Source organism: Luteimonas deserti (assembly GCF_013425765.1).
Lineage (GTDB): Bacteria > Pseudomonadota > Gammaproteobacteria > Xanthomonadales > Xanthomonadaceae > Luteimonas > Luteimonas deserti.
In genome coordinates this window covers 467,303-490,051 of the sequence record NZ_JACCJZ010000017.1, presented here as the reverse complement: position 1 = coordinate 490,051, position 22,749 = coordinate 467,303, and the positions used below count along the sequence as shown (strand labels likewise).

Below are 22,749 nucleotides of genomic sequence, written 5' to 3'. Positions count from 1 at the left end.
TCGAAGGCGCGCGCCCGACGCCCGCCTTCAGCCGGCGCGGCGGATCCGGAAACCTCGCTGCCGGCATCCGGCGCGCGTCAATCGACGCGCACCGGGATGGTCCAGGCCCTCAGGCGGCGTCGGCCTCGGCGACGCTCCGGTACTCCTCGATCTGGTCGAAGTTCATGTACCGGTAGATCTCCCCGGCCGACGCATCCAGCACGCCGACATCGGCCATGTATTCGGCCTTGGTCGGAATGCGGCCGAGGCGCGAGCAGATCGCCGCGAGTTCGGCCGAGCCCAGGTACACGTTCGAGTTGCGGCCCAGGCGGTTGGGGAAGTTGCGCGTGGACGTCGAGAACACCGTCGCGCCTTCCTTCACCTGCGCCTGGTTGCCCATGCACAGCGAACAACCCGGCATTTCCATGCGCGCGCCGGCGGTGCCGAAGGTGCCGTAGTGGCCTTCCTTGGTGAGCTCGGCGGCATCCATCTTGGTCGGCGGCGCGACCCACAGCTTGGTCGGAATGTCGCGCTTGCCTTCCAGCAGCTTCGACGCGGCGCGGAAGTGGCCGATGTTGGTCATGCACGAGCCGATGAAGACTTCATCGATGACCGCGCCGGAAACCTCCGACAGCGTCTTGACGTCGTCCGGATCATTCGGGCACGCGACGATGGGCTCGTGCACGTCGGCGAGATCGATCTCGATGACGGCCGCATACTCGGCGTCGGCGTCGCCTTTGAGAAGCTGCGGATCAGCCAGCCAGGCTTCCATCTTCTCGATGCGACGGGCCAGCGAACGCGGGTCCGCATACCCTTCGGAAATCATCCACTTCAGCAGCGTGATGTTGCTGGTGATGTATTCGATGATCGGCGCCTTGTCGAGGTGCACGGTGCAGCCGGCCGCCGAGCGCTCGGCCGAGGCGTCGGACAGCTCGAAGGCCTGCTCGACCTTCAGATCCGGCAGGCCTTCGATCTCGAGGATGCGGCCGGAGAAGATGTTCTTCTTGCCTTGCTTGGCCACGGTCAGCAGGCCCTGCTTGATCGCATACAGCGGGATCGCGTTGACCAGGTCTCGCAGGGTCACGCCGGGCTGCAGCTTGCCCTTGAAGCGGACCAGCACCGACTCCGGCATGTCGAGCGGCATCACGCCGGTCGCGGCCGCGAACGCCACCAGACCCGAGCCTGCCGGGAACGAGATACCCACCGGGAAGCGCGTGTGCGAATCGCCGCCGGTGCCGACGGTGTCGGGCAGCAGCATGCGGTTGAGCCAGCTGTGGATCACGCCGTCGCCGGGACGCAGCGAGATGCCGCCGCGCGTCGAGATGAACTCCGGCAGCGTGTGATGGGTCTTGACGTCGACCGGCTTCGGGTACGCCGCGGTGTGGCAGAACGACTGCATCACGAGGTCCGCGCTGAAGCCCAGGCACGCGAGGTCCTTGAGCTCGTCGCGGGTCATCGGACCGGTGGTGTCCTGCGAACCCACCGAGGTCATCTTCGGCTCACAGTAGGTGCCCGGGCGCACGCCCTGGCCTTCCGGCAGACCGATCGCGCGGCCCACCATCTTCTGCGCCAGCGAGAAGCCCTTGCCGGTATCGGCCGGCACCTGTGGCAGGCGGAACAGGTCCAGCGTCGGCAGGCCCAGCGACTCGCGCGCCTTCGCGGTCAGGCCGCGGCCGACGATCAGCGGAATGCGGCCGCCGGCGCGCACTTCGTCGAACAGCACGTCGGACTTGACCTGGAACTCGGCGATGACGGTGCCGTTCTTCAGCGCCTTGCCGTCGTAGGGACGCAATTCGATGACATCGCCCTGCTCCATCTGCGAGACGTCGAGCTCGATCGGCAGCGCGCCGGCGTCCTCCATCGTGTTGTAGAAGATCGGCGCGATCTTCGAACCCAGGCACACGCCGCCGAAGCGCTTGTTCGGAATGAACGGAATGTCCTCGCCGGTCCACCACAGCACGCTGTTGGTCGCCGACTTGCGCGACGAGCCGGTGCCGACGACGTCGCCGACGTAGGCGACCAGGTGGCCCTTGTCCTTGAGATCGCGGATGGCCTGGATCGGGCCTCGCTTGCCGTCCTCTTCAGGCACGAACGGCGCGCCCTCGCGCGCGTTCTTCAGCATCGCCAGCGCGTGCAGCGGGATGTCCGGACGCGTGGTCGCATCGGGCGCCGGCGACAGGTCGTCGGTGTTGGTCTCGCCCGGCACCTTGAACACCGTCAGCGTCATCGACGCCGGCACTTCGGGCTTGCTGGTGAACCACTCGGCGTCGGCCCAGCTCTGGATCACGGCGCGGGCATGCGCATTGCCCGCCCTGGACTTCGCCTCGACGTCGTGGAACGCATCGAACACCAGCAGCGTGTGCTTCAGGCCCTCGGCGGCGATCGCGCCGACGTCGGCGTCGTCGAGCAGGTCGACCAGCGGCTGCACGTTGTAGCCGCCGAGCATCGTGCCCAGCAGTTCGGTGGCGCGCGCGCGGCTGATCAGCGGGTTCGACTCGGTACCGAACGCGATCGCGGCCAGGTACGAGGCCTTGACCTTGGCGGCGTCGTCGACGCCGGCCGGCACGCGGTGGGTCAGCAGGTCGAGCAGGAACTCCGCTTCACCGGCCGGCGGATTCTTCAACAGCTCGATGACGTCGGCGGTCTGCCGCGCATCGAGCGGCAGCGGCGGGATTCCCAGCGCGGCGCGCTCGGCAACGTGGTGGCGGTAGGCTTCCAACATGCGACAACTCCAGATTCGTGCGGTACCGGGATAACCGGTCTCAGGCCGACGGTACGATCAGCTTGAGACCCTTGAAATAAGTGCGGAAGAACGCGTCGTCCCGCGTGATCAGGCCGTTGCACTGCAGCAGCGCATGGGCCCCGACCAGGAAATCCCGCGAAGGGCGGCCGGCGACGTCGCCGCGCTGCCAGGACCGGCGCTGCATCTCGCCCGCGCGCAGGGCGGCCTTGGCCTCGATCGCGGAGAAGCGCACGCCCATGTCCTCGAGCACGGCCATCGTGTCGGCACCGTCGTGCAGCGCGCCGCAGATCTCCGCCAGCGCCACGTCGCAGACGACCACCGGACCGGCACTCAGGTGCTGGCGCAGGCAGGCTTCCGTCGCGTCCGCATGCGGTCCGTCCGCGAGCAGATCGACGAGGACCGGCGCATCGACCGCGATCATCTGCCGGCGTCCGGGTCGTCGGCGGACTGGCCGCGTACCGCGCGCATCGCATCCTCGGTGGACGCGAAACCTTCGAGCCGGAACCGTCCACGCGCGCGCGAGACCGCATCGTCGACGCTCTTGCGCAAGACGATCCGGCTGCCCTCGAGCTCGACCTTGAGAATCGTTCCCTTGCTCAGGCCCAGCGCATCGCGCACGGCCTTGGGCAGCGTGATCTGGCCGCGTTCGGCAACGGTTGCTTCCATCGAGGCACTCCCGCAAGGTATGTGCAGATTATACATACTTGTGTTTGCATACCTCGACAGTTCGCGGTTCCGGGCTTTGGGCCGCGTCCCCGGTTCCGGCCGCCGTGGGGCCTCGCTCCGGACTGTCAATCGGATGTGATGACATGGTCGCCACGAGCCGCGGCCTACACTGCGGCGATCACGCGGTGGCGCCGGCGTCCGGGTCGCACCCCGCCCGCCAGCCGACACTGCCAGCCATCTGCGACAGGAGCCCACGCATGACCGATACCTTCTCCACCCACGCCGAGCTCGACGTCGGGGGCCGCACCCTGGCCTACGCCAGCCTGCCGGCACTGGGGCGCCGCTTCGACATCGCGCGCCTGCCCTATTCGCTCAAGATCCTGCTCGAGAACCTGCTGCGCCACGAGGACGGCGAGACCGTGACCGCGCGGCACATCGAAGCGCTCGCGACCTGGGACCCGCGCGCCCAACCGGACGTGGAAATCGCCTTCATGCCTGCGCGCGTCGTGCTGCAGGATTTCACCGGCGTGCCTTGTGTCGTGGATCTGGCCGCGATGCGCGACGCGGTCGTCCGTCTCGGCGGGCGGCCGGAGCAGATCAATCCGCTGATCCCCTCGGAACTCGTCATCGATCATTCCGTGCAGGTCGATGTCTTCGGCCGCCGCGATGCGCTGGATCTCAACGGCAAGATCGAGTTCGAGCGCAACAAGGAGCGCTACGGCTTCCTGCGCTGGGGCCAGAAGGCGTTCGACAACTTCAAGGTGGTGCCGCCCAACACCGGCATCGTCCACCAGGTGAACCTGGAGCATCTGGCGCGCGTGGTGATGACCGCGGACCGGGACGGCCGCGCCTGGGCCTATCCGGATACGGTGTTCGGCACCGATTCCCACACCACGATGATCAACGGAATCGGCGTGCTGGGCTGGGGCGTCGGCGGTATCGAAGCCGAAGCGGCGATGCTCGGGCAGCCCTCGTCGATGCTGATTCCGCAGGTGGTGGGTTTCAAGCTGAAGGGCCGGATGCCGGAGGGCGCGACCGCGACCGACCTGGTGCTGACGGTGACCGAGATGCTGCGCAAGCACGGCGTGGTGGGCAAGTTCGTTGAGTTCTTCGGTGACGGCCTCCAGCACCTGCCGCTCGCCGACCGCGCCACCATCGGCAACATGGCACCGGAGTACGGCGCCACCTGTGGCATCTTCCCGGTCGATGCCGAGTCGCTGAACTACCTGCGGCTTTCGGGCCGCAGCGAAGAGCAGATCGCGCTGGTGGAAGCCTACGCCAGGGCCCAGCAGCTCTGGCACGAGCCCGGCGCGCCGCAGGCCGAGTACAGCAGCGTGCTCGAGCTGGACATGGCCGAGGTGCGGCCGTCGCTCGCGGGACCGAAGCGTCCGCAGGACCGCGTCCTGCTCGAGCACGTGCAGCAGAACTTCCGTGACAACGTCGGCCCGCTGGTCGCCAAGCGCGACAAGGCTGGCACGGGTGATCCCCAGGTCGATCGTTTCGAGAAGGAAGGCGGCGGACAGCCGCAGGCCGACCGCCTCGCTGCACGCCCCGTCTCGACGATCACGCTGGAGGACGGGGAACACGAGCTCACCGACGGGTCGGTGGTCATCGCCGCGATCACCTCGTGCACCAATACCTCCAACCCCGCGGTGATGCTCGGCGCCGGCCTGCTGGCGCGCAATGCGGCGGCCAAGGGTCTCAGGGCGGCGCCCTGGGTCAAGACCTCGCTCGGGCCGGGCTCGCTCGTGGTCACCGACTATCTCGAGAAGGCCGGAGTGATGGACGATCTCGAGAAGCTCGGCTTCTACGTCGTCGGCTACGGCTGCACGACCTGCATCGGCAACTCCGGCCCACTGCCGGAGGCGGTCTCGCAGGGTATCGCCCGGAACGACCTTGCGGTGGCGTCGGTGCTGTCGGGCAACCGCAATTTCGAGGGGCGTATCCACGGCGAGGTCAAGATGAACTACCTCGCGTCGCCTCCGCTGGTCGTGGCCTATGCGATCGCCGGCACCGTCGACATCGACCTGACCCGGGATCCGCTCGGCAAGGACCATGATGGCAATCCGGTCTACCTGCGCGACATCTGGCCGACCAACAAGGAAATCGGCGACTTCATTGCCAGGACCATCGGGCCGGAGATGTTCGCCAAGAATTACGCGGACGTGTTCAAGGGCGATACGCGCTGGAACACCATCGAATCGCCCGATGGCGATCTCTACGAGTGGGACGAGGCCTCGACCTACATCAAGAACCCGCCCTACTTCGACGGCATGACGATGGAGGTCGGGCGCATCGAAGACATCCGCGGTGCGCGGGTGATGGGCCTCTTCGGCGATTCGATCACCACCGACCACATCTCGCCTGCCGGCAACATCAAAAGCGATTCGCCCGCGGGACGGTTCCTGCAGGAACGCGGCGTGCAGCCGGCGGACTTCAACAGCTACGGCTCGCGCCGCGGCAACGACGACGTCATGGTCCGGGGCACGTTCGCCAACATCCGCATCAAGAACCTGTTCTTCGGCGGCGAGGAAGGCGGCAATACGCTGTATTTCGGCGACGGCGAGCCGCAGAAGCTGCCGATCTACGACGCGGCGATGCAGTACAAGGCCGACGGCGTGCCACTGGTGGTGTTCGCCGGCAAGGAATACGGCACCGGTTCTTCCCGAGACTGGGCGGCCAAGGGCACCAACCTGCTCGGCATCCGCGCGGTGATCGCGGAGAGCTTCGAGCGTATCCACCGCTCCAACCTCGTCGGCATGGGCGTGCTGCCGTGCCAGTTCCGCGAGGGCGAAAGCGCGCAATCCCTGGGTCTGGACGGCTCGGAGACCATCGACATCAGCGGTCTCGACGACGGAAAGGCCCGGACTGCACGGATCACGGCGACGCGCACCGACGGCAGCACGATGCACTTCGATGTCGATGTGATGCTGCTGACACCGAAGGAAGTCGAGTACTTCCGCCATGGCGGTCTGCTGCACTACGTGCTGCGCCAGCTCGCAGCGAGGACGTAGAGGCACGTCGCCGCAACTGGCGATCCCTGGCGCCGTGGTCGGCGCCAGGTGTCTGCCGGCATCCTTTGCGAAGCGTCGTGCGCACGCCGGCGCGCGGTTTTCACCGCGGACCACGTCCGCAGTACGGTAGCGAGGCCGGACAACAAGACGTGCGGCCGCAGCGCGCCGCCAATCCCGAATGCGTCGCGGCTCTCCGCGACATGGTGCATTTCGCGCCGTCGCCTGGCGGATGAAGGCCAATGCACCTGCCTGGCGGAGGATGCCGCGCCACCGGCCCAATCACTCCCCGGCCACGCGTCCAGCCCAGCACCGCGGCGCCGCGGCGGTTCCGATGCGGACTCCATTGCCGGCTGCCCCGCTCGCGTGTCGCGATGTCCGGGTCGATGCACGCGCGCACGCGGCCCGTACATCTTTTCACGCAAGCGCTGCCGCACCGCCGAAGGCTTCATCCAATGCGCTCTGGGCAGACCAAGTGGACACTGCCTACCGAGCATCCAAGGTCTCGCGCCGGCCGGGCCCGGCCACCGGAGCGGCACCGGCGCCGTGCGCGCGCGAGTCCCCTGTTCACCGCGAAATCTGGACGAGTGCGCCGACTCACCGGCACAGAGGCTTCGCTCAGTCGCCGACCGCCTCCCACTGCAGCGACAGCAACGTCCAGTCGTCGCCGCGGCGCCGCCAGGCACTGTCGATCCGGTAGGCGCCTGCGCGTTCGGGCAGCAGCGCTCCGGATCCGCCGGTGACGGCGACCGTCGTACGCACACGGGCACGGTCGTCGCCCTGGAGCTGGACATCCAGCGGCCCCGGCGTCAGGCCCACCTGGCGATGACGCAGCAGCAGCGCGGTGGCGAGATGGCGTGCGGCACGCCGGTCCATGCCGTCGGGGCCGACGAAGTCGTCGTCGAACACGGCATGGACGGCGCCGGTATCGCGCGCCTCCAGATTCTGCTGCAGTGCGGCAATCGTGTTTCGCAAGGCGGTCTCCGGCGGAGTCCGCGCACAGCCCACCGCGGCCAGCAGGGCGATGACGCAGATTCCGATGCGACCGGCAGCCAGTACGCGGCGTGCGATGCGCGGGATCGATGGCGGGGCGTAGCGCGCGTTGGTCATGGTCCGATCTCCGCTCGTTCGATGCGCATTATCCGCTGCGCCAGACGTGTGCAGGCGCCTTGCCACGTCTAGGGCCCTATGCTCCAATCGAATGAATTGCACAGGTACGGCCACCGCATCGAGTGACGACCTTCAATCTCCGGGAGAGGATTGCATGACCGAACAGCGTCCGTGGCTGGCGAACTATCCTGCGGGCGTGCCCGCGACCATCGATCCCGAAGAGTTCAGCTCGGTTCCGGGCGTCCTCGAGGAAGCGATCGCCCGCTTCAGTGATCGCCCCGCGTTCTCCAACATGGGCGGGACCATCACGTACGCGGAGCTCGATGCGCGCAGCCGCGATTTCGCCGCCTATCTCCTCGGCGACCTGAAACTCAAGAAGGGCGATCGCGTCGCGATCATGATGCCCAACTGCCTGCAGTATCCGATCGCGATCTTCGGCGTCCTGCGCGCAGGCCTGACGGTCGTCAACACCAATCCGATGTACACGCCGCGCGAGTTGCGCCATCAGCTCGTGGATTCGGGCGCGGCGGCGATCCTGGTGCTCGACAACTTCGGCAAGGTCGTGCAGGACGTGCTCGCCGACACCCAGGTCAAGCAGGTGATCACGACCGGGCTCGGCGATCTGCTGGGGTTTCCCAAGGGTCCGATCGTCAATTTCGTGCTCAAGCACGTCAAGAAGATGGTGCCCGACTACACCATCCACGGCGCCATCCGCTTCCGTGACGCGATCGCCCGCGGCAGCAAGCACAGCTTGCCTGCGGTTTCGATCACGCTGGACGACATCGCGTTCCTGCAGTACACCGGCGGCACCACGGGCGTGGCCAAGGGCGCGATGCTGACCCACCGCAACATGGTGGCCAACATGCAGCAGGCCTCGGCCTGGATCGGCACGAACGCCAAGATGGGCGAGGAGCTCATCGTCACCGCGCTGCCGCTGTACCACATCTTCGCGCTGACGGCGAACTGCCTGGTCTTCATGAAGTTCGGCGGCCACAACCACCTGATCACCAATCCGCGCGACATGCCCGGCTTCGTCAAGGAGCTCAAGGGAATCCGCATGACGGCGATTACCGGCGTCAATACGCTGTTCAACGGGCTGCTCAACACGCCCGGTTTCGACCAGGTCGATTTCTCCCGCCTGCACCTGACCCTGGGCGGCGGCATGGCGGTGCAGCGCGCTGTTGCCGAACGCTGGAAGCAGACCACGGGGACGACACTCGTGGAAGCCTACGGCCTGACCGAGACGTCGCCTGCGGCATGCATCAATCCGATGACGCTCGCCGAGTACAACGGTGCGATCGGGCTGCCGGTGCCGTCGACCGACGCCTGCATCAAGGACGAGAACGGCGCGATGATGCCGCAGGGCGAGGTCGGCGAGCTGTGCATCCGCGGCCCGCAGGTGATGAAGGGCTACTGGCAGCGTCCGGAAGACACCGCGCAGGCCATCGATGCCGACGGGTGGCTGCACACCGGCGACATGGCGAAGATGGATCCGGACGGGTACTTCTACATCGTCGACCGCAAGAAGGACATGATCCTGGTCTCGGGGTTCAACGTGTATCCCAACGAGGTCGAGGATGTGATCGCGATGATGCCGGGGGTGCTCGAGGTCGCGGCGATCGGCGTGCCGGACGAGAAGTCGGGCGAGGCGGTCAAGGTGGTGATCGTGCGCAAGGATCCGACGCTGACCGCCGAGCAGGTCAAGGCGCATGCACGCGAGAACCTGACGGGCTACAAGCATCCCCGTGTCGTCGAGTTCCGCGACGAGCTGCCGAAGACCAATGTCGGCAAGATCCTGCGCCGCGAACTGCGAGATGAACCGGCGAAAGCGTGACGGATATCCCAGATCCGCGTTGACCGGCTTCGCAGTCGTTCCCGGAGCCCCGGAAGTCCTTGCCCTGTACGCCCGATGAGCGCATAGAAGCGCCATCGGGCGCATCTGCATTCATCGGGCCCTGCCGGGTGCCCGGCCGGTGGGGTCCTGCTACAGGGGATTTCCATGAACAACGTCGAACAGCTGCTGCGCGTCCGCCCGTATCCGAACATGCGTGTGGAGTCGGACCCGGCCAATCAGGTCCATTGGATGTACATGCACAGCCAGCTGGCTGCGGGCGACCGGCCCTGCTTCCGGCCGGGTCTCATGGACGACATGTGGAGCTTCCTCAACTCGATCACCCTGCGTGAGCAGCAGCGCCAGCCGGGCCGGCTCCGGCACGTGGTGGTAGCCTCGGACGCGGACGCCTTCAACCTGGGCGGCGATCTGGCATTGTTCGCAGAGCTGATCCGCACGGGCGACCGCGAGCATCTGCTGTCCTACGCCCGCAAATGCGTCGACGGCGTGCATCACATCCATTCCGGGCTGGGCGGCGATGTGCGCATGATCGCCCTGGTCCAGGGTGACGCCCTGGGCGGCGGTTTCGAGCTGGCGCTGTCCTGCCAGACCATCGTGGCCGAGGCCGGCGCGCAGATGGGCCTGCCCGAGGTGCTGTTCGGCCTGTTCCCCGGCATGGGCGCCTACTCGTTCCTGAGCAAGCGTGTGTCCCCGCAGCTGGCCGAACGCATCATCCTCGAGGGCAATCTCTTCACGGCCGAAGAGATGCACGCCATGGGTGTGGTCGACGTGCTCGTGCCCAGGGGCGAAGGCCCGGCGGCCGTCGCCGACCTGATCCGTCGTCAGCAGCGCGCCCCGCATGCCCACATCGCACTCAATGCGGTACGCGGAATCTCGCAGCCGGTCGGCTTCGACGAGCTGATGCGCATCACCGAAGTCTGGGTGGACACGGCACTCGCGCTCGACGACCGTTCGCTCCGGACGATGGACCGTATCGTGAAGGCCCAGACCCGGCGCACCTACATGCCGGACGCAGGTGCCGCGGCACGCTGATCCCGCGGATCAGGAGTCCCCTCCCCGGTCGCGCGCGGGCATGAGCTGCCCGCGCGCGCGCAAGGCGCGTCCTCCTTCGTCGAACTGCGCGGCGAGTGCGTCGAGCCGCTGACGCCATTCCCGGCGCAGCTGCCAGTCGGCGAGCCGCATGATTTCACCGCTGGCTCCCGCCAGCTGCACCAGTCCCATGTTGCTCGACACGCCCTTGAGGGCGTGCGCATGGTCACGCATGGCCGGCCAGTCTTCACCCTGTCCGGCCTGCTCGATTCCGTCCAGACAGCTGCGCGCATCGTCCATGCATTGCACGACGAAGGTCGCCACGAAATCCTCGCCCAGCCCCAGCGCGCCGAGCTCGTCGAGCACTTCGGTATCCAGCACGCCGTCGCGGGCCGGAGCGGTCACCGGCACCGGATCCGCCTCGCTCATCGGCCGCGACCCGGGCATGGCGATGTCGGCCAGCAGGTCGAGCAGGCGCGAGGCGACCACCGGCTTGGCGAGAAAGGCGTACGCGCCGGCCTTGCGGCAATTGGCGATCGACGAGGGGGTGACGTCGGCACTGAGCACGATCACCGGCGTCCGCGCGGCGCCTGCCTCCATCACCCGCATCTGGCGCAGCATGTCGAGCCCGCTCATGCCGGGCATATGCAGGTCGACGACGATCGCGTCGTGGTCTTCGCCGGCGAGTACATCGAGCACGTCCTCGGCGCCGGTCACACTGGTCACGCTGTGGCCGGCCTTCTGCAGCAAGCGCTCGAGCACCATCCGGTTCGCGGCATGGTCGTCTGCGATCAGCACACGCATGCTGCGGACACGGACGCGGTGGCGCAGGAAGGGATCGCTGAAGGCGATGACGTTGACCGGCTGCGTGTCCATACGCGTGACGTGCTCCCGCGGCCCGGTCGCATCCGGGTCCGTCTCGCCGAGCGCCTCCACGCGCTCGAACGGCAATTCCACCCAGAAGCGGCTGCCCGCGTTCTCGGTACTCTCGAATCCGATCGTCCCACCCATCGCCTCGGTCAGCCGCTTGGCGATGCTGGTGCCGAGTCCCGTCCCGCCGAAGCCCCGAGAAAGCGTGGTATCCGCCTGCTCGAAGGCCTCGAACAGCCGCGCGCGGGCGGAGTCCGGGATGCCGATCCCGGTATCGACCACGGTGAAACGCAGCCGCAGAAGGCCGTCGGGCGCGGATGCGGTGACCACGTCGAAGCGGACCGAGCCTTCCCGGGTGAACTTGACCGCATTCCCGACCAGGTTGGTCAGCACCTGGCGCAGGTGCGCAGGATCGCCGAGCAGCAGGTCGGGCACGTCCTCCGCCACACTCGATACGTAGTCGAGCCGTTTCGCGCGGGCGCCCGGCTGCAGCACGAGATCCACCGCGTTGACGACCTCGCGCAGCGAGAACGGGTGCGCGGCGACACGCAGCTTGCCGGCTTCGATCGCCGAGATGTCGAGCACGTCCTCGACCAGTGCCAGCAGGCTCGAAGTCGACGCCCGGATGGTGGCCAGGTACTCGCGCTGCTCGCCGTCGAGCCGGGTGGTCGCGAGCAGCTCGGACACACCGGCCAGCCCGTTGAGCGGCGTGCGGAACTCGTGGCTCATGTTGGCCAGAAAACGGCTCTTGGCCTCGCTGGCGCGCCGGGCCTCGTTGGTGGCGCGGGTCAGGTCGCGCAGCAGCCCCGAGAGGTACAGCGGGATGGCCACGAGGCCGAGCAGCAGGCCGACACCCAGGCTCAGGTTGGCGTGCCAGTACGGCGTCAGCACCAGCACGCTGCCGAAGCTGACCGCGGCCAGGGTCATCGCCGCGTACAGATAGCGGTTGCCGAAGCGGAGCCCGTTGCCGACCGTGACCCACAGGATCAGCACGTACACCCAACCGATCGGGCCGCCCATGACGGTCATGGCCGCGCCCATCAGCCCGTAGTCCGAGAGCATCCCGGCGACCCGACGCGGATGCGAGGTGCCGGGACGGGCGAGGATCCAGGCGAGCAGCACGGCGCCGACGCCGAAGCCGACGATCACCATCGCCATGACCTGCTCGTAGGCCGGCGGCCGCGTACCGCTGCGGTCGGTCCACAGCAGGAACACGAGCACCACGAACAGCAGCGCCAGGCGGATCGAGGCCTGGCCGTGTTCGCTGTCCGGGCGGCCGGACAGCCGGCCGCGCAGCCAGCCGACGACGTTCATCCGGACCGAGTCACTGCAGCGACGCGGCAGGCGTGCCGCTGAACTGCGCGCAGATCTCGCGCAGTCGGTCGACGTTCGAGAGCATCGCCTCGACGCAGCGCGGATCGAAATGTCGCCCGCTGTTCTCGCCGATGTAGGCGAGGGCCTCCTCGATCGACCAGGCGCGCTTGTAGGGCCGCCGCGACATCAACGCGTCGAAGACGTCGGCGATCGCGACGATGCGGGCCTCCAGCGGGATCTGCTCCCCGGCGAGCCCGTCCGGGTAGCCGCTCCCGTCGTAACGCTCCTGGTGGCGCAGTGCGATCAGCGCGCTGAGCTGGATGAACCGGTTCTGGCTGTTGCTGAGCAGGTCGTAGCCGATCTGCGGGTGCTGGCGCATGACCGCCGTCTCCTCGGCGGTGAGCGGGCCGGGCTTCATCAGGATGGCGTCGGGAATGGCGATCTTGCCGAGGTCGTGCAGCGGCGCGGCCAGCTCGATCATCCGCACCTCGTCCTCGAACAGCCCCATCGTGTCGGCGACCATGCCGGCCACCGCCGCCACCCGCTCCAGGTTGGCACTGGTGCTGGCATCGCGGTAGGCGATGGCACGCGCCAGGCGGCTCAGGGTCTCGCGCTCGCGCTCTTCGACCTCGTGCATGCTGCGCAACAGCCGCTGCTCGAGCGAGAGCGCACGCTGCTTCACCGATTCGGACTGCTGGCGCAGCTGCAGCAGGTTGCGGCAGCGTGCCCGCAGTTCCCGCGGCCGCACGGGCTTGACCAGGAAATCGATCACCCCGACATCCAGCGCGGCCTGGCGGATCGGCTCGTCCCCCACCACCGTCACCAGCACGATGGGCACATCCCGGTGGAGCAGCGGCCGACGGAAGCGACGCGCGAACTCCAGCCCGTCGACCACCGGCATCCGATAGTCGAGCAGCAACAGGTCCGGCCGGTTGTCGTCGCACCAGCGCAGCGCGATTTCGGGATCGCCGAAATCGAATACTTCCAGTTCGGGACTGATGTCTTCCAGGATGTGCCGCAACATCGTGCGCGCGGACGTCTGGTCATCGACGATGACGATATTCATGACCTGGCGTCTCCTCTTCCCCCGGCAGGGGGCATCATCGCGGTCGATCGCGACAGGACGCAAGTGCGCGCCCGGCCGTGTGCGGCGCCGGTCACGTTCCGGCGCGTCCCGAGCCTCATGCAAGAAACGGGCCCGGGCCCGCCGACCGGCCGCCGGTCCGGCAGATCAGCCTTCGGCTTGGGGCCGCATATAGGGAAACAGCAGGACGTCGCGGATCGACGAGGAGCCGGTCAGGAGCATCACGAGGCGGTCGATGCCGATGCCGAGTCCGCCGGTCGGCGGCAGGCCGACCTCGAGCGCGCGGATGTAGTCGGCATCGAAGTGCATCGCCTCGTCGTCGCCACCCTCGCGCGCGTCGACCTGGGCACGGAAGCGCGCGGCCTGGTCCTCGGGATCGTTGAGCTCGGAGAAGCCGTTGGCGATCTCCTTGCCGCCGATGAACAGCTCGAAGCGGTCGGTGATGCCCACCTCGCTGTCGGACTCGCGGGCCAGCGGCGAGACCTCGACCGGGTAATGGGTGATGAAGGTCGGCTGGATCAGGCCGGTCTCGACGGTCTTTTCGAAAATCTCCAGCAGCAGCTTGCCCCAGCCGTAGCCGGCCTTGACGTGCACGCCCAGCCGCGCGCAATGCGCGGCCAGCGCGTCACGGTCCCGGCAGTCGGCGACGGTGATCTCGGGGTTGAGTTCGCGCACCGCTTCTTCGAGCTTCCAGCGCCGGAACGCCGGGCCGACGTCGATCGCGTTGCCGTCCCACTCAAGCGTGGTGGTTCCGACCGCCTGCATCGCGACGTCGCGGATCAGCGCTTCGGTGAGATCCATGACCTCTTCGTAGGCCACGTAGGCCTCGTAGAGTTCGAGCATCGTGAACTCGGGGTTGTGCCGGGTCGACACGCCCTCGTTGCGGAAGTTGCGGTTGATCTCGTAGACGCGCTCGAAGCCGCCGACGACCAGGCGCTTGAGGTAGAGCTCGGGCGCGACGCGCAGGAACAGGTCGAGATCCAGCGCGTTGTGGTGCGTGGCGAACGGCTTGGCAGCGGCGCCGCCGGCGATGTAATGCATCATCGGCGTCTCGACCTCGAGGAAGTCGCGGGTGTCGAGCCACTGACGGATGGCGCGGATGATCTTCGAGCGCTTGACGAAGACCGCCCGTGCATCGGGCGAGACGATCAGGTCGACGTAGCGCTGGCGATAGCGTTGCTCCACGTCGCTCAGGCCGTGCCACTTGTCGGGCAACGGGCGCAGCGACTTGGTCAGCAGGCGCAGCGACGACGCCTTGACCGACAGCTCACCGGTCTTGGTGCGCATCAGCGTGCCTTCGGCCGCGACGATGTCGCCGACGTCCCAGCCCTTGAACGCGTCGTAGCGTTCGCCGAGCGTGGCCGACTGCAGGAACAGCTGGATGCGGCCGCTGACGTCCTGCACCGTTGCGAACGCGGCCTTGCCCATGATCCGCTTGGCCATCAGACGGCCCGCCACCGCCACCTGCACGCCCTCGGCCTCCAGCGCCTCGCCGGTCCAGCGCTCGGCGTCGCCGTGCGAGGCCTGCAGCGCGCCCGCCTCGTCGCGGCGCCGGAAATCGTTCGGAAACGCCACGCCCTGCCCGCGCAACGCGCTCAATTTGGCCCGACGCTCGGCGATCAGGACGTTCTCGTCGGCAGGCGTGTGCGGTGCGGGGGCGTCGGTCATGGTGAGGTTCGTCGGTAAGCGAAAAGGAATCACGCGCGACCGGCTTGCCGGCCACGCAGGGCCGACGCGACGCGCCGGCAGGATGGATCGATCAGACCGCGTCGGTACGCTTGGAGCCCGCCGCCAGACCCGATTTCAGGCTGGCTTCGACGAACTCGTCGAGATCGCCGTCGAGCACCTTCTGCGTGTCACTTCGCTCCACGCCCGTGCGCAGGTCCTTGATCCGGCTCTGGTCGAGCACGTAGTTGCGGATCTGGCTGCCCCAGCCGATGTCGGACTTGGTGGCCTCCAGCGCGTCTTTCTCCGCGTTGCGCTTCTGCACTTCCAGCTCGTAGAGCTTGGCGGCCAGCATCTTCATCGCGGTGTCGCGGTTGGCATGCTGGCTGCGGCCGGTCTGGCATGCGACCACGGTATTGGTCGGGATATGCGTGATGCGCACCGCCGACTCCGTCTTGTTGACGTGCTGCCCACCCGCGCCGGACGAGCGGTACACGTCGGTGCGCAGATCGGCCGGGTTGATGTCGATCTCGATGTTGTCGTCGACTTCCGGCGAGACGAACACACTGGTGAAGCTCGTGTGCCGGCGGTTGTCGGAGTCGAACGGCGACTTGCGCACCAGACGGTGCACGCCGATCTCGGTCTTCAGCCAGCCGTAGGCGAACTCGCCTTCCACACGCACCGTCGCCGACTTGATGCCCGCGACTTCACCACCGGAGACTTCCATCAGCTCGGTCTTCCAGCCGCGGTTCTCGGCCCAGCGCAGATACATGCGCAGCATCATCTCGGCCCAGTCCTGGGCCTCGGTACCGCCGGCGCCGGCCTGGATGTCCACGAAGCAGTTCGCGGAATCGAGTTCGCCGGAGAACATCCGCTGGAATTCCAGCTTGTCCACCTCGGTGGCATAGCCATCGACGTCGTCGACGACCGCCTGCGCCGTGTCCTCGTCCTGCTCGGACTCGGCCAGTTCCAGAAGTTCGGTGGCGCCGTCCAGGCCTTCGGTCAGATTGCGGATGCCGTTGACGGTCTTGTCGAGCATCGAACGCTCGCGGCCGAGGGCCTGCGCGCGCTCCGGGTCGTTCCAGACATTCGGGTCCTCGAGTTCGCGCTCGACTTCCTCCAGACGCTCGCGTCGGGCGTCGTAGTCAAAGATACCCCCTCAGCGCATCCAGCCGACCCTTGAGGTCGACGATGCGCTGGCGCACGGGATTGAGCTCGATCATGGAATCGGATCCGGCGGAAAACCGCGGATTCTAGCAGGCCGTCCGACCGCCGTCGGCGGGGCGCCGTCGCTGCCGGACCGTGGCGCCGCTAGACTCTGCAGCTCGTAACGGCGACGGGCCGAGGTGTGCTGGACCATGATCAAAGGCCGCGAACGCCCCGCTCTGGCCATTCTCCTGTCGGCCTGGCTCGCAGGTGCGGCGCTTTCCGCCGACGCGTCGGATACCGACGCGCCGGTGTCTGACATTGCCGAACGGATCGACCAGTGCTTCGTGCTGCGCGACCGCAGCCCGGCCGATGCCGTCGAACTCGCACGCAGCGTCCTGGAAACGCCGGAGCTCGCGTCCGACGATGCCATCAAGCTGTTGAGCTGCCTGGCCCGTGCCGAGGCGCTGGTCGGACGGAGCGACGACGTGGTGGCCACGGTCGACCGGATCGAGGCCCTGCTGCGCGAAGCGCCACGTCCACCCGACTTCGAGCTGCGTGCCCTCTCCAACGCCGGCGCGGCGCTGCACGCGAGTGGTCACGTGCCGAGGGCACTCGATCTCTACCGCAGGGCCTTCGAGGCCGCCAAGGCCGGCGACGCGGACCTCGCCCAGGTCAAGATGCTGACCAATGTCGCAGCATCCACAGCGAACAGATGGATGCCTATGCACTGGCCGAGCGTACCTACGCCCAGGCGCAGGGCATCGCCGATCGGCACGGGCTGGCGGATCCGCTGCTCCACTACAACCGCGGACTCAACGCGCTGCGCCAGGGCGAGCCGGACCGCGCCCGCGCGCAGTTCCGGGCTGCCGCCGCGCTCGAACCCCAGGCGGAGTCCCTGCTGGGGCGCCGCATCGCGGCCGAGTTCGCCGCGCTCGACGGCGGCCCCGATGCCATGCCTCGGCTCGCCGCGCTCGCCGAGGCCCAGCGCATCGACGATCCGTCCGGCGCCGCGATCACCCGGCTCCGCCTGTCCAGCCTCGCGCTGGCGGCCGGACGCACGCAGGACGCCCTGACACATGCCGACGCCGCGATCGCACTTGTCGGCGGCAGCGGATTCCAGCGCGAGCGGCGCGACGGTCTCCGCGCCCGGGTGGAGGCTCTGCGGGCGGGCGGACGGCTCGATGCCGCCCTCGCCGCGCTCGAGCAACTCCACCGGGAAGAACGCGAGGCGGTGCGCATGCAGAACCTCGACGCGTTGGCGGGGTTGCAGGCCCGGCTCGAGGACGGGCGCAGCGCAGAGGAGCTGCAGCGTCTGCGCGAGACGCAGCGGATCGACGCGCTGCAGGCGCGTCATGCGCAGACCCTGCGCACGGCCGGCGCCATCGGGCTGCTGCTGCTGGTCGCGCTGGCCTCGGCCTTCGCGCTGTACCAGCGTCGGATCAGCCGGCGCCTGCGGCGACTCAGTACGATCGACAGCCTCACCGGCCTGCTCAACCGTCGCGCAGCGACCGCAGCGATGGAGACCTTTCCTCCGCCGGCGGCGATCGCGCGCCGCCACGTCGCCTTCCTGGTCGATATCGACCACTTCAAACGCAGCAACGACCGCCATGGCCATGGCGTCGGCGACGCCATCCTGGTCGAGATCGCCCGGCGCTTCCAGCAGGTCTGCCGTCCGGGCGACCTGGTGGCGCGCTGGGGCGGTGAGGAATTCCTCATCGTGGCACGTGCGCTGGATGCGGAAAGTGCCGCAGCGATCGCCGAGCGGCTGCGCCGGGAGATCGCCGGGGACGCCCGGTGGCGGTGGGCGAGACGACCGTCGCGCTGACCATCTCGATCGGCTTCGCATGCCGGCCGGACGGCCGCGGGCGCGATGGCTGGCGCGCCGCGATCGACTTGGCCGACCGCGCGCTCTATGCGTCCAAGCGCGGCGGCCGGGATGCGTGGACCGGCCTGTGGTTCGACGCCACGCCATCAGCGGACGTGATCCGGGATCTGTTGCAGGCGCCGGCGACCACCATCGCCACCGGCGCGGCCCGGGTCATCGCCAGTCGCACGCCGGTGGAATGGCAGCGCCGCGAACGCCGTGAGGCGACCACGGCATCCCCGCCCGCAGCCGCCACCGGCGTGGACGTCGTCCGCCCCGGCTGACCGGGGCCGCTCTCTCAGCGACGTTCGAACGCGATGCGATAGCGCCCGGTCTCGCTGCCGCCCACCGCCGTGGCCTCGACCGTGTACTGGCCCGGCTCCAGTCGCTGCACGATGCGCGAGTCCAGATTGTCGCCACCGTCGTCGTCGCTCGCGAGCACCTCGGCGCCGCGGAGCAGGCGCAGGTGGCTGTCGAGATCGCCGGAGCGCATGTCGATGGTGTACTGGCCGGCGCTGCGCACGTTGAGGCTCCAGCGATCGGTCATGCCGGGCATCAGCGTCGCATCGACCGGACGGCCGGCCGCGAGCGCACCGCCGCCGACGTCCGCAGGTGCCTCGTCCGCGGCCAGCGACAGCGTGTAGAAGCCGGCGCCGGGCGCCGCCGCTTCGGCGCGCACCGTGTACTCGCCCGCGTCGAGCAGGGTCGCGATGCGCGCATGCAGCCCGTCGCCGCCGTCGTCGTCGGTGATCTCCACTCCGGTGCCCGAAAGCCGCAGCAGCGGATCGATCTCGTCACTGCGCAGGTCGATGCGCACCAGACGCCGCGCCGGCAGCGTGAAGGTGTAGCTGTGGGCCGCACCGTCGTGCAGGCCGTTGACCGTCTCGCCTGCGGCGATCGGGCCCCCGTCGCGCATGGGCGCATCCGGGGTTGCACGGGCGTTGACCTGCAGCCGGTAGAGACCGGAGACGCGCTCGCCGCCGTAGCCGTCCGCGGTCAACGTGTAGGTGCCGGGCGCGAGGCGCGCGCTGATCCGGGCATTGGTGCCTTCGCCGCCGTCGTCGTTGCTCAGCGAGACGCCGGGCCCGTCGAGCTTGAGCACCGCGTCGAAATCGTCCGACAGCATGTCGATGGTGTAGACGCCGGCCTCGTCGATGCGCAGGCTCAGCGGCCGCGGGCCGCTCGTCCAGTCGCTGATCGATGCACCGGCCATCAGCGGCTGGCCGTCGTAGGCCTCCACGGTGGACACGCGCACCGAGTAGGGACCGAACGCGCTGGCGTCGATGCCGCTGACCGCGATGGTGTGGCGGCCCGCCTGTGCCGCGCGTACGACCAGGCTCGAAGCGCGGGCGCCCTCGCCCGACGATGCCACGAGGTCGTCGCCGTGGAACGCGGTCAGGCGTCCGCGCAGCGGACCCTCCAGTGCGATCGACACCACCTGGCCTTTGCGCAGATCGAGCGTATGCAGCTGGCTGCGCGAGCCGTCGCGGTAGTTGATGGCCGAGCGGCTGGTGATCTCGCCGCGGCTCGCGGCATCGATGCCCAGGGGCGTCGGACGTTCGGAGGCAGCGACCGGCGCGATCGCCAGTGCGAGCGCCAGGACTAGCGGAGAGACGTTGGGCACGACAGAACTCCTTGGTAGGCAGGAAGCGCGAGCGCGTGGATGGTCCGCTGCGCGGGGCGCCTCCATTCTGTCACCCCCATTCACACTTTCCCATCGGCGCCAGCGGCCGGACGTGCCTCGCGGTACTCCACCACGAGCTGGACCGCATCGCCGCCCCTGTAGTCGTCGGGCGCAAGGCGGTAGACGAGATGCTCGCGCGCGGCTGGCGCCACGTCGCGCCAGCCGCCGAAATGGATCGCCGACAACGGCCGCGGATCCCCGTCCATGCGCAGCGTGAGCTTGAGATGCCGGGTGCCGACGATGCGCCAGTCGACCACGGCGAATTCGCCATCGAACACGGGCTCCGGAAACGCCTGGCCCCAGGGGCCGGCGTCACGCAGCTGGGCCGCGTGGACGAAGTCGAATTCGTGGGCCGCCAGCGCGCCATCGGTCACGATTTCGGCGCGCAGCAAGGCCGGGTCCAGCATGGCCTCCACCTGCGCGCGGAACGCCGCTTCGAACGCCGCGAGGTCGGTCCGCGCGAGGGTGAGGCCCGCCGCCATCGCGTGACCGCCGAACCGCTCGATCAGCCCCGGATGGCGGCTGTCGACCGCGGCGAGGACGTCGCGGATGTGCAGCCCGGGGATCGAGCGCGCCGAGCCGCGCAATTGCGGACTGTCCGGCGCAGCCGGGGCGAACGCGACGACCGGGCGGTGCAGCGCATCCTTCATCTTCGAGGCGACCAGGCCAACCACGCCTGGATGCCAGTCGGGATCGTGCAGGCAGACGCCGACCGCCACCGGCTCGACCGACGGAAGCCGGCCCAGTGCCGTCTGCGCATCGTCGAGCATCGACTGCTGTACGGCGCGCCGCTCGGCGTTGATCTCGTGCAGCATGCGCGCGAGTTCACCGGCCTGGCGCGGGTCGTCGCACACCAGGCACTCGATGCCGATGGCCATGTCCTCGAGACGGCCGGCGGCATTGAGTCGCGGTCCGATCGCGAAGCCGATGTCGCCGGCGGTGAGCCGGGCGGCCTCACGCCCCGACACCTCGGCCAGTGCGCGCAGGCCGGCGCAGCCCTGCCCCGCGCGCAGGCGGCGCAGGCCGGCCGCGACGAGCGCCCGGTTGTTCGCATCCAGCGGCACCAGGTCGGCCACCGTGCCCACGGCCACCAGGTCCAGCAGCGTGCCCAGATCGGGCGCGGCGCCGTCGAACCTCCCCGCAGCGCGCAGCCGGGCACGCAGTGCCAGCAGCACGTAGAACATCACGCCGACGCCGGCCAGCGCCTTGCTCGGGAAGGCGTCGTCCGGCAGGTTCGGATTGACGATCGCATCGGCAGGCGGCAGGCGGGGTCCCGGCAGATGGTGATCGGTCACCAGCACCTGCCAGCCGAGCGCCTTGGCCGCGGCCACCCCGGCGTGGCAGGCGATACCGTGATCCACCGTCACCAGCAGCGCGGGCTGCAACGGCGCCAGCGACGCCACCAGCGCAGGCGACAGCCCGTAGCCGTGCGCGATGCGATGAGGAACCGCATGGACCACGTCGCGGGCGCCGAGCATGCGCAGTCCGCGCACCGCCACGGCGCATGCGGTGGCCCCGTCGCAATCGAAATCGCCCACGACGAGGATCCGCGCGTCGCGCTCGATGGCGTCGGCCAGCAGCCGGGTCGCGACGTCGATGTTGGACAGGCCGTCGGGCGGCAGCAGGCCGCTCAGACGCGGGCACGCCGCGTCGATGTCGTGTGCGCCGCGTGCGGCATAGATCCGGCGCAGCAGCGGCGGCATGTCGTCCGGCCATTGCGTGCCGACCGCGGCCTCGCGTCGACGGATGCGCGGCGCTGCGTTCACGAAGGTCCGCCGGCTGCAGGCCGGCGCCAGATGCGCCAGCGGTGCCAGCGGCGCAGTTCGCGCAGGCCGCCCGTCTCGTCGTCGAGCGCGAGCGTGGTCAACGCCCCTGCATCCAGCGCGTCCAGCGCCGGGTGCAGCCAGGCCTGGAGCAAAGCCCGCAGATCGCGCAGCGCGCTGAGGTCGAACAGCGCGTCGCCCTCGCCCGGTCCGGGCCACGCGTCCGGCAGGGCCTGCGGACGCACCGCGGCCGCGGCCAGCGCGACGCAGACGGGATCGTCGCTGAAGACCCGCGGCGGCCATCGATGCGCCGCGCTCGCGACCCCGGGTGCCGCGCCGCCCCCCCAGAACCACAACGTGTTCACCGGCGGCCGGCCGGCAGCCTGTCGTCCCGCGTTCCACGGATGCTGGTGCAGGACGATCTGGGCCTCGTTGGCGAGCGCCCGCCAGCGACGCGCCTCCGGGCCGGGCGTGTCGGCATCGCCGAGATCCGCGAGGTCGGTGCCCAGTGCTTCGGACGGGTCGTGGAAAGCCGGCAGAGGCGTGCCGGCAGGCACCTGCAGGTACCACCGCGCAGGATGCGGTGCATCGAGCATGAAGCCTGCATCGCCGAAGACCGGGCGCAGCGCGGGCAAAAGCGCGGTGACGTCGTCGGCAGTCAGCCCCAGGCCCTCGCCGTGTGCCATCAGCCTGACACCGTTGATGTCGGGGCGCAGCCAGGCCGGATCGGCCCGCAGCCAGGCAGTGCCCGGCGCGTCGGCATCGGTGGCATCCAGACGCCGCGACAACGCCGCCAGCGGCCAGCGGCCAGGCGGCAATGCGGCGTGGCGCAGCAGCTGAGCCCGCCGCCCCGCCTCGCCCGCGGGCCTGCGGTCTGCGCGCGCAAGGGCGCGGAGCATGGTTTCCGACCAGCGCTGCGCGCCGAACCGCGCCGGCGCCGGCAGCAGGAACGTCGCCCGGGTCATC

17 protein-coding genes are annotated in these 22,749 nt (G+C 68.9%); 5 read left to right on the top strand and 12 right to left on the bottom strand.

Annotation, left to right across the window (positions count from 1 at the left end; genetic code table 11):
- Positions 1-109: 109 nt before the first annotated feature.
- From acnB to H0E82_RS11355, 3 genes are read right to left on the bottom strand one after another with little or no spacing between them, the layout of a single operon-like run.
- Positions 110-2,701 (bottom strand): bifunctional aconitate hydratase 2/2-methylisocitrate dehydratase, encoded by a 2,592-nt coding sequence (acnB, locus tag H0E82_RS11365; RefSeq protein WP_180545554.1) that lies wholly within the window; start codon positions 2,699-2,701, stop codon positions 110-112.
- A 40-nt stretch (positions 2,702-2,741) separates the two neighbouring features.
- The gene (locus H0E82_RS11360) at positions 2,742-3,143 is read right to left on the bottom strand and encodes a type II toxin-antitoxin system VapC family toxin (protein WP_180545553.1); all 402 of its coding nucleotides are present in this window, start codon (positions 3,141-3,143) and stop codon (positions 2,742-2,744) included.
- Entirely contained in the window at positions 3,140-3,388 is a 249-nt protein-coding gene (locus tag H0E82_RS11355) for an AbrB/MazE/SpoVT family DNA-binding domain-containing protein (RefSeq protein ID WP_180545552.1), read from the bottom strand. The genes H0E82_RS11360 and H0E82_RS11355 overlap by 4 nt, the downstream gene beginning before the upstream one ends.
- Before the next feature lie 257 nt (positions 3,389-3,645).
- Here H0E82_RS11355 and acnA point away from each other — a divergent pair, with 257 nt between their 5' ends.
- Positions 3,646-6,402: an aconitate hydratase AcnA gene (gene acnA / locus H0E82_RS11350; protein ID WP_180545551.1), complete on the top strand. Its 2,757-nt coding sequence runs from the start codon at positions 3,646-3,648 to the stop codon at positions 6,400-6,402.
- A gap of 615 nt (positions 6,403-7,017) precedes the next feature.
- On the opposite strand, the gene H0E82_RS11345 is transcribed toward acnA, so the two are convergent.
- Entirely contained in the window at positions 7,018-7,509 is a 492-nt protein-coding gene (locus tag H0E82_RS11345) for a nuclear transport factor 2 family protein (RefSeq protein ID WP_180545550.1), read from the bottom strand.
- 154 nt (positions 7,510-7,663) lie between these two features.
- On the opposite strand from H0E82_RS11345, the gene H0E82_RS11340 reads away from it, so the two are divergent.
- Entirely contained in the window at positions 7,664-9,343 is a 1,680-nt protein-coding gene (locus H0E82_RS11340; protein ID WP_180545549.1) for a long-chain fatty acid--CoA ligase, read from the top strand.
- A gap of 165 nt (positions 9,344-9,508) precedes the next feature.
- The gene (locus tag H0E82_RS11335) at positions 9,509-10,393 is read left to right on the top strand and encodes a crotonase/enoyl-CoA hydratase family protein (RefSeq protein WP_180545548.1); all 885 of its coding nucleotides are present in this window, start codon (positions 9,509-9,511) and stop codon (positions 10,391-10,393) included.
- Between the two features lie 9 nt (positions 10,394-10,402).
- On the opposite strand, the gene H0E82_RS11330 is transcribed toward H0E82_RS11335, so the two are convergent.
- From H0E82_RS11330 to H0E82_RS11310, 5 genes are all read right to left on the bottom strand, one after another.
- Positions 10,403-12,574 carry an ATP-binding protein gene (locus H0E82_RS11330; RefSeq protein WP_180545547.1) on the bottom strand — a complete coding sequence of 724 codons (2,172 nt, stop codon included), beginning with the start codon at positions 12,572-12,574 and terminating at the stop codon, positions 10,403-10,405.
- Positions 12,575-12,584: 10 nt separating this feature from the next.
- Positions 12,585-13,640, bottom strand: coding sequence for a response regulator (locus tag H0E82_RS11325; protein ID WP_180545546.1), 1,056 nt, complete (start codon positions 13,638-13,640; stop codon positions 12,585-12,587).
- A 165-nt stretch (positions 13,641-13,805) separates the two neighbouring features.
- Positions 13,806-15,326, bottom strand: a complete 1,521-nt coding sequence (lysS, locus tag H0E82_RS11320; protein ID WP_180545545.1) for a lysine--tRNA ligase — start codon at positions 15,324-15,326, stop codon at positions 13,806-13,808.
- A gap of 91 nt (positions 15,327-15,417) precedes the next feature.
- Positions 15,418-16,546, bottom strand: a protein-coding gene (prfB, locus tag H0E82_RS11315) for a peptide chain release factor 2 (RefSeq protein ID WP_180545544.1) whose coding sequence is annotated in 2 segments (ribosomal slippage) — positions 15,418-16,470 and positions 16,472-16,546 — 1,128 coding nt in all. Because the reading frame shifts where the segments join, the coding sequence is not laid out codon by codon here.
- Positions 16,547-16,576: 30 nt separating this feature from the next.
- Entirely contained in the window at positions 16,577-17,071 is a 495-nt protein-coding gene (locus H0E82_RS11310) for a hypothetical protein (RefSeq protein ID WP_180545543.1), read from the bottom strand.
- Between the two features lie 113 nt (positions 17,072-17,184).
- Between H0E82_RS11310 and H0E82_RS11305 the strand changes: the two genes are divergently transcribed.
- Both H0E82_RS11305 and H0E82_RS11300 read left to right on the top strand, forming a co-directional pair.
- Complete coding sequence (locus H0E82_RS11305; RefSeq protein ID WP_180545542.1) at positions 17,185-18,297, top strand: GGDEF domain-containing protein; 1,113 nt, start codon at positions 17,185-17,187, stop codon at positions 18,295-18,297.
- On the top strand, positions 18,273-18,620 hold the full coding sequence (locus tag H0E82_RS11300; protein WP_180545541.1) for a nucleotidyl cyclase domain-containing protein: 348 nt from the start codon (positions 18,273-18,275) through the stop codon (positions 18,618-18,620). Before H0E82_RS11305 ends, H0E82_RS11300 begins: the two co-directional genes overlap by 25 nt.
- A gap of 14 nt (positions 18,621-18,634) precedes the next feature.
- On the opposite strand, the gene H0E82_RS11295 is transcribed toward H0E82_RS11300, so the two are convergent.
- The 3 genes from H0E82_RS11295 to H0E82_RS11285 all read right to left on the bottom strand — a co-directional run bounded on the left by H0E82_RS11295 (position 18,635) and on the right by H0E82_RS11285 (position 22,748).
- Complete coding sequence (locus tag H0E82_RS11295) at positions 18,635-19,960, bottom strand: ABC transporter substrate-binding protein (protein ID WP_180545540.1); 1,326 nt, start codon at positions 19,958-19,960, stop codon at positions 18,635-18,637.
- Between the two features lie 80 nt (positions 19,961-20,040).
- Positions 20,041-21,786 carry a single-stranded-DNA-specific exonuclease RecJ gene (gene recJ, locus H0E82_RS11290; RefSeq protein WP_328797015.1) on the bottom strand — a complete coding sequence of 582 codons (1,746 nt, stop codon included), beginning with the start codon at positions 21,784-21,786 and terminating at the stop codon, positions 20,041-20,043.
- The gene (locus H0E82_RS11285; RefSeq protein ID WP_180545539.1) at positions 21,783-22,748 is read right to left on the bottom strand and encodes a phosphoglycerate mutase; all 966 of its coding nucleotides are present in this window, start codon (positions 22,746-22,748) and stop codon (positions 21,783-21,785) included. Before H0E82_RS11285 ends, recJ begins: the two co-directional genes overlap by 4 nt.
- Position 22,749 lies beyond the last annotated feature (1 nt).

Coding starts and splice junctions, on each gene's coding strand:
- acnB (WP_180545554.1), bottom strand. CDS start 2,701: ATGTTGGAAGCCTACCGCCACCACGTTGCCGAGCGCGCCGCGCTGGGA.
- H0E82_RS11360 (WP_180545553.1), bottom strand. CDS start 3,143: ATGATCGCGGTCGATGCGCCGGTCCTCGTCGATCTGCTCGCGGACGGA.
- H0E82_RS11355 (WP_180545552.1), bottom strand. CDS start 3,388: ATGGAAGCAACCGTTGCCGAACGCGGCCAGATCACGCTGCCCAAGGCC.
- acnA (WP_180545551.1), top strand. CDS start 3,646: ATGACCGATACCTTCTCCACCCACGCCGAGCTCGACGTCGGGGGCCGC.
- H0E82_RS11345 (WP_180545550.1), bottom strand. CDS start 7,509: ATGACCAACGCGCGCTACGCCCCGCCATCGATCCCGCGCATCGCACGC.
- H0E82_RS11340 (WP_180545549.1), top strand. CDS start 7,664: ATGACCGAACAGCGTCCGTGGCTGGCGAACTATCCTGCGGGCGTGCCC.
- H0E82_RS11335 (WP_180545548.1), top strand. CDS start 9,509: ATGAACAACGTCGAACAGCTGCTGCGCGTCCGCCCGTATCCGAACATG.
- H0E82_RS11330 (WP_180545547.1), bottom strand. CDS start 12,574: ATGAACGTCGTCGGCTGGCTGCGCGGCCGGCTGTCCGGCCGCCCGGAC.
- H0E82_RS11325 (WP_180545546.1), bottom strand. CDS start 13,640: ATGAATATCGTCATCGTCGATGACCAGACGTCCGCGCGCACGATGTTG.
- lysS (WP_180545545.1), bottom strand. CDS start 15,326: ATGACCGACGCCCCCGCACCGCACACGCCTGCCGACGAGAACGTCCTG.
- H0E82_RS11305 (WP_180545542.1), top strand. CDS start 17,185: ATGGATGCCTATGCACTGGCCGAGCGTACCTACGCCCAGGCGCAGGGC.
- H0E82_RS11285 (WP_180545539.1), bottom strand. CDS start 22,748: ATGACCCGGGCGACGTTCCTGCTGCCGGCGCCGGCGCGGTTCGGCGCG.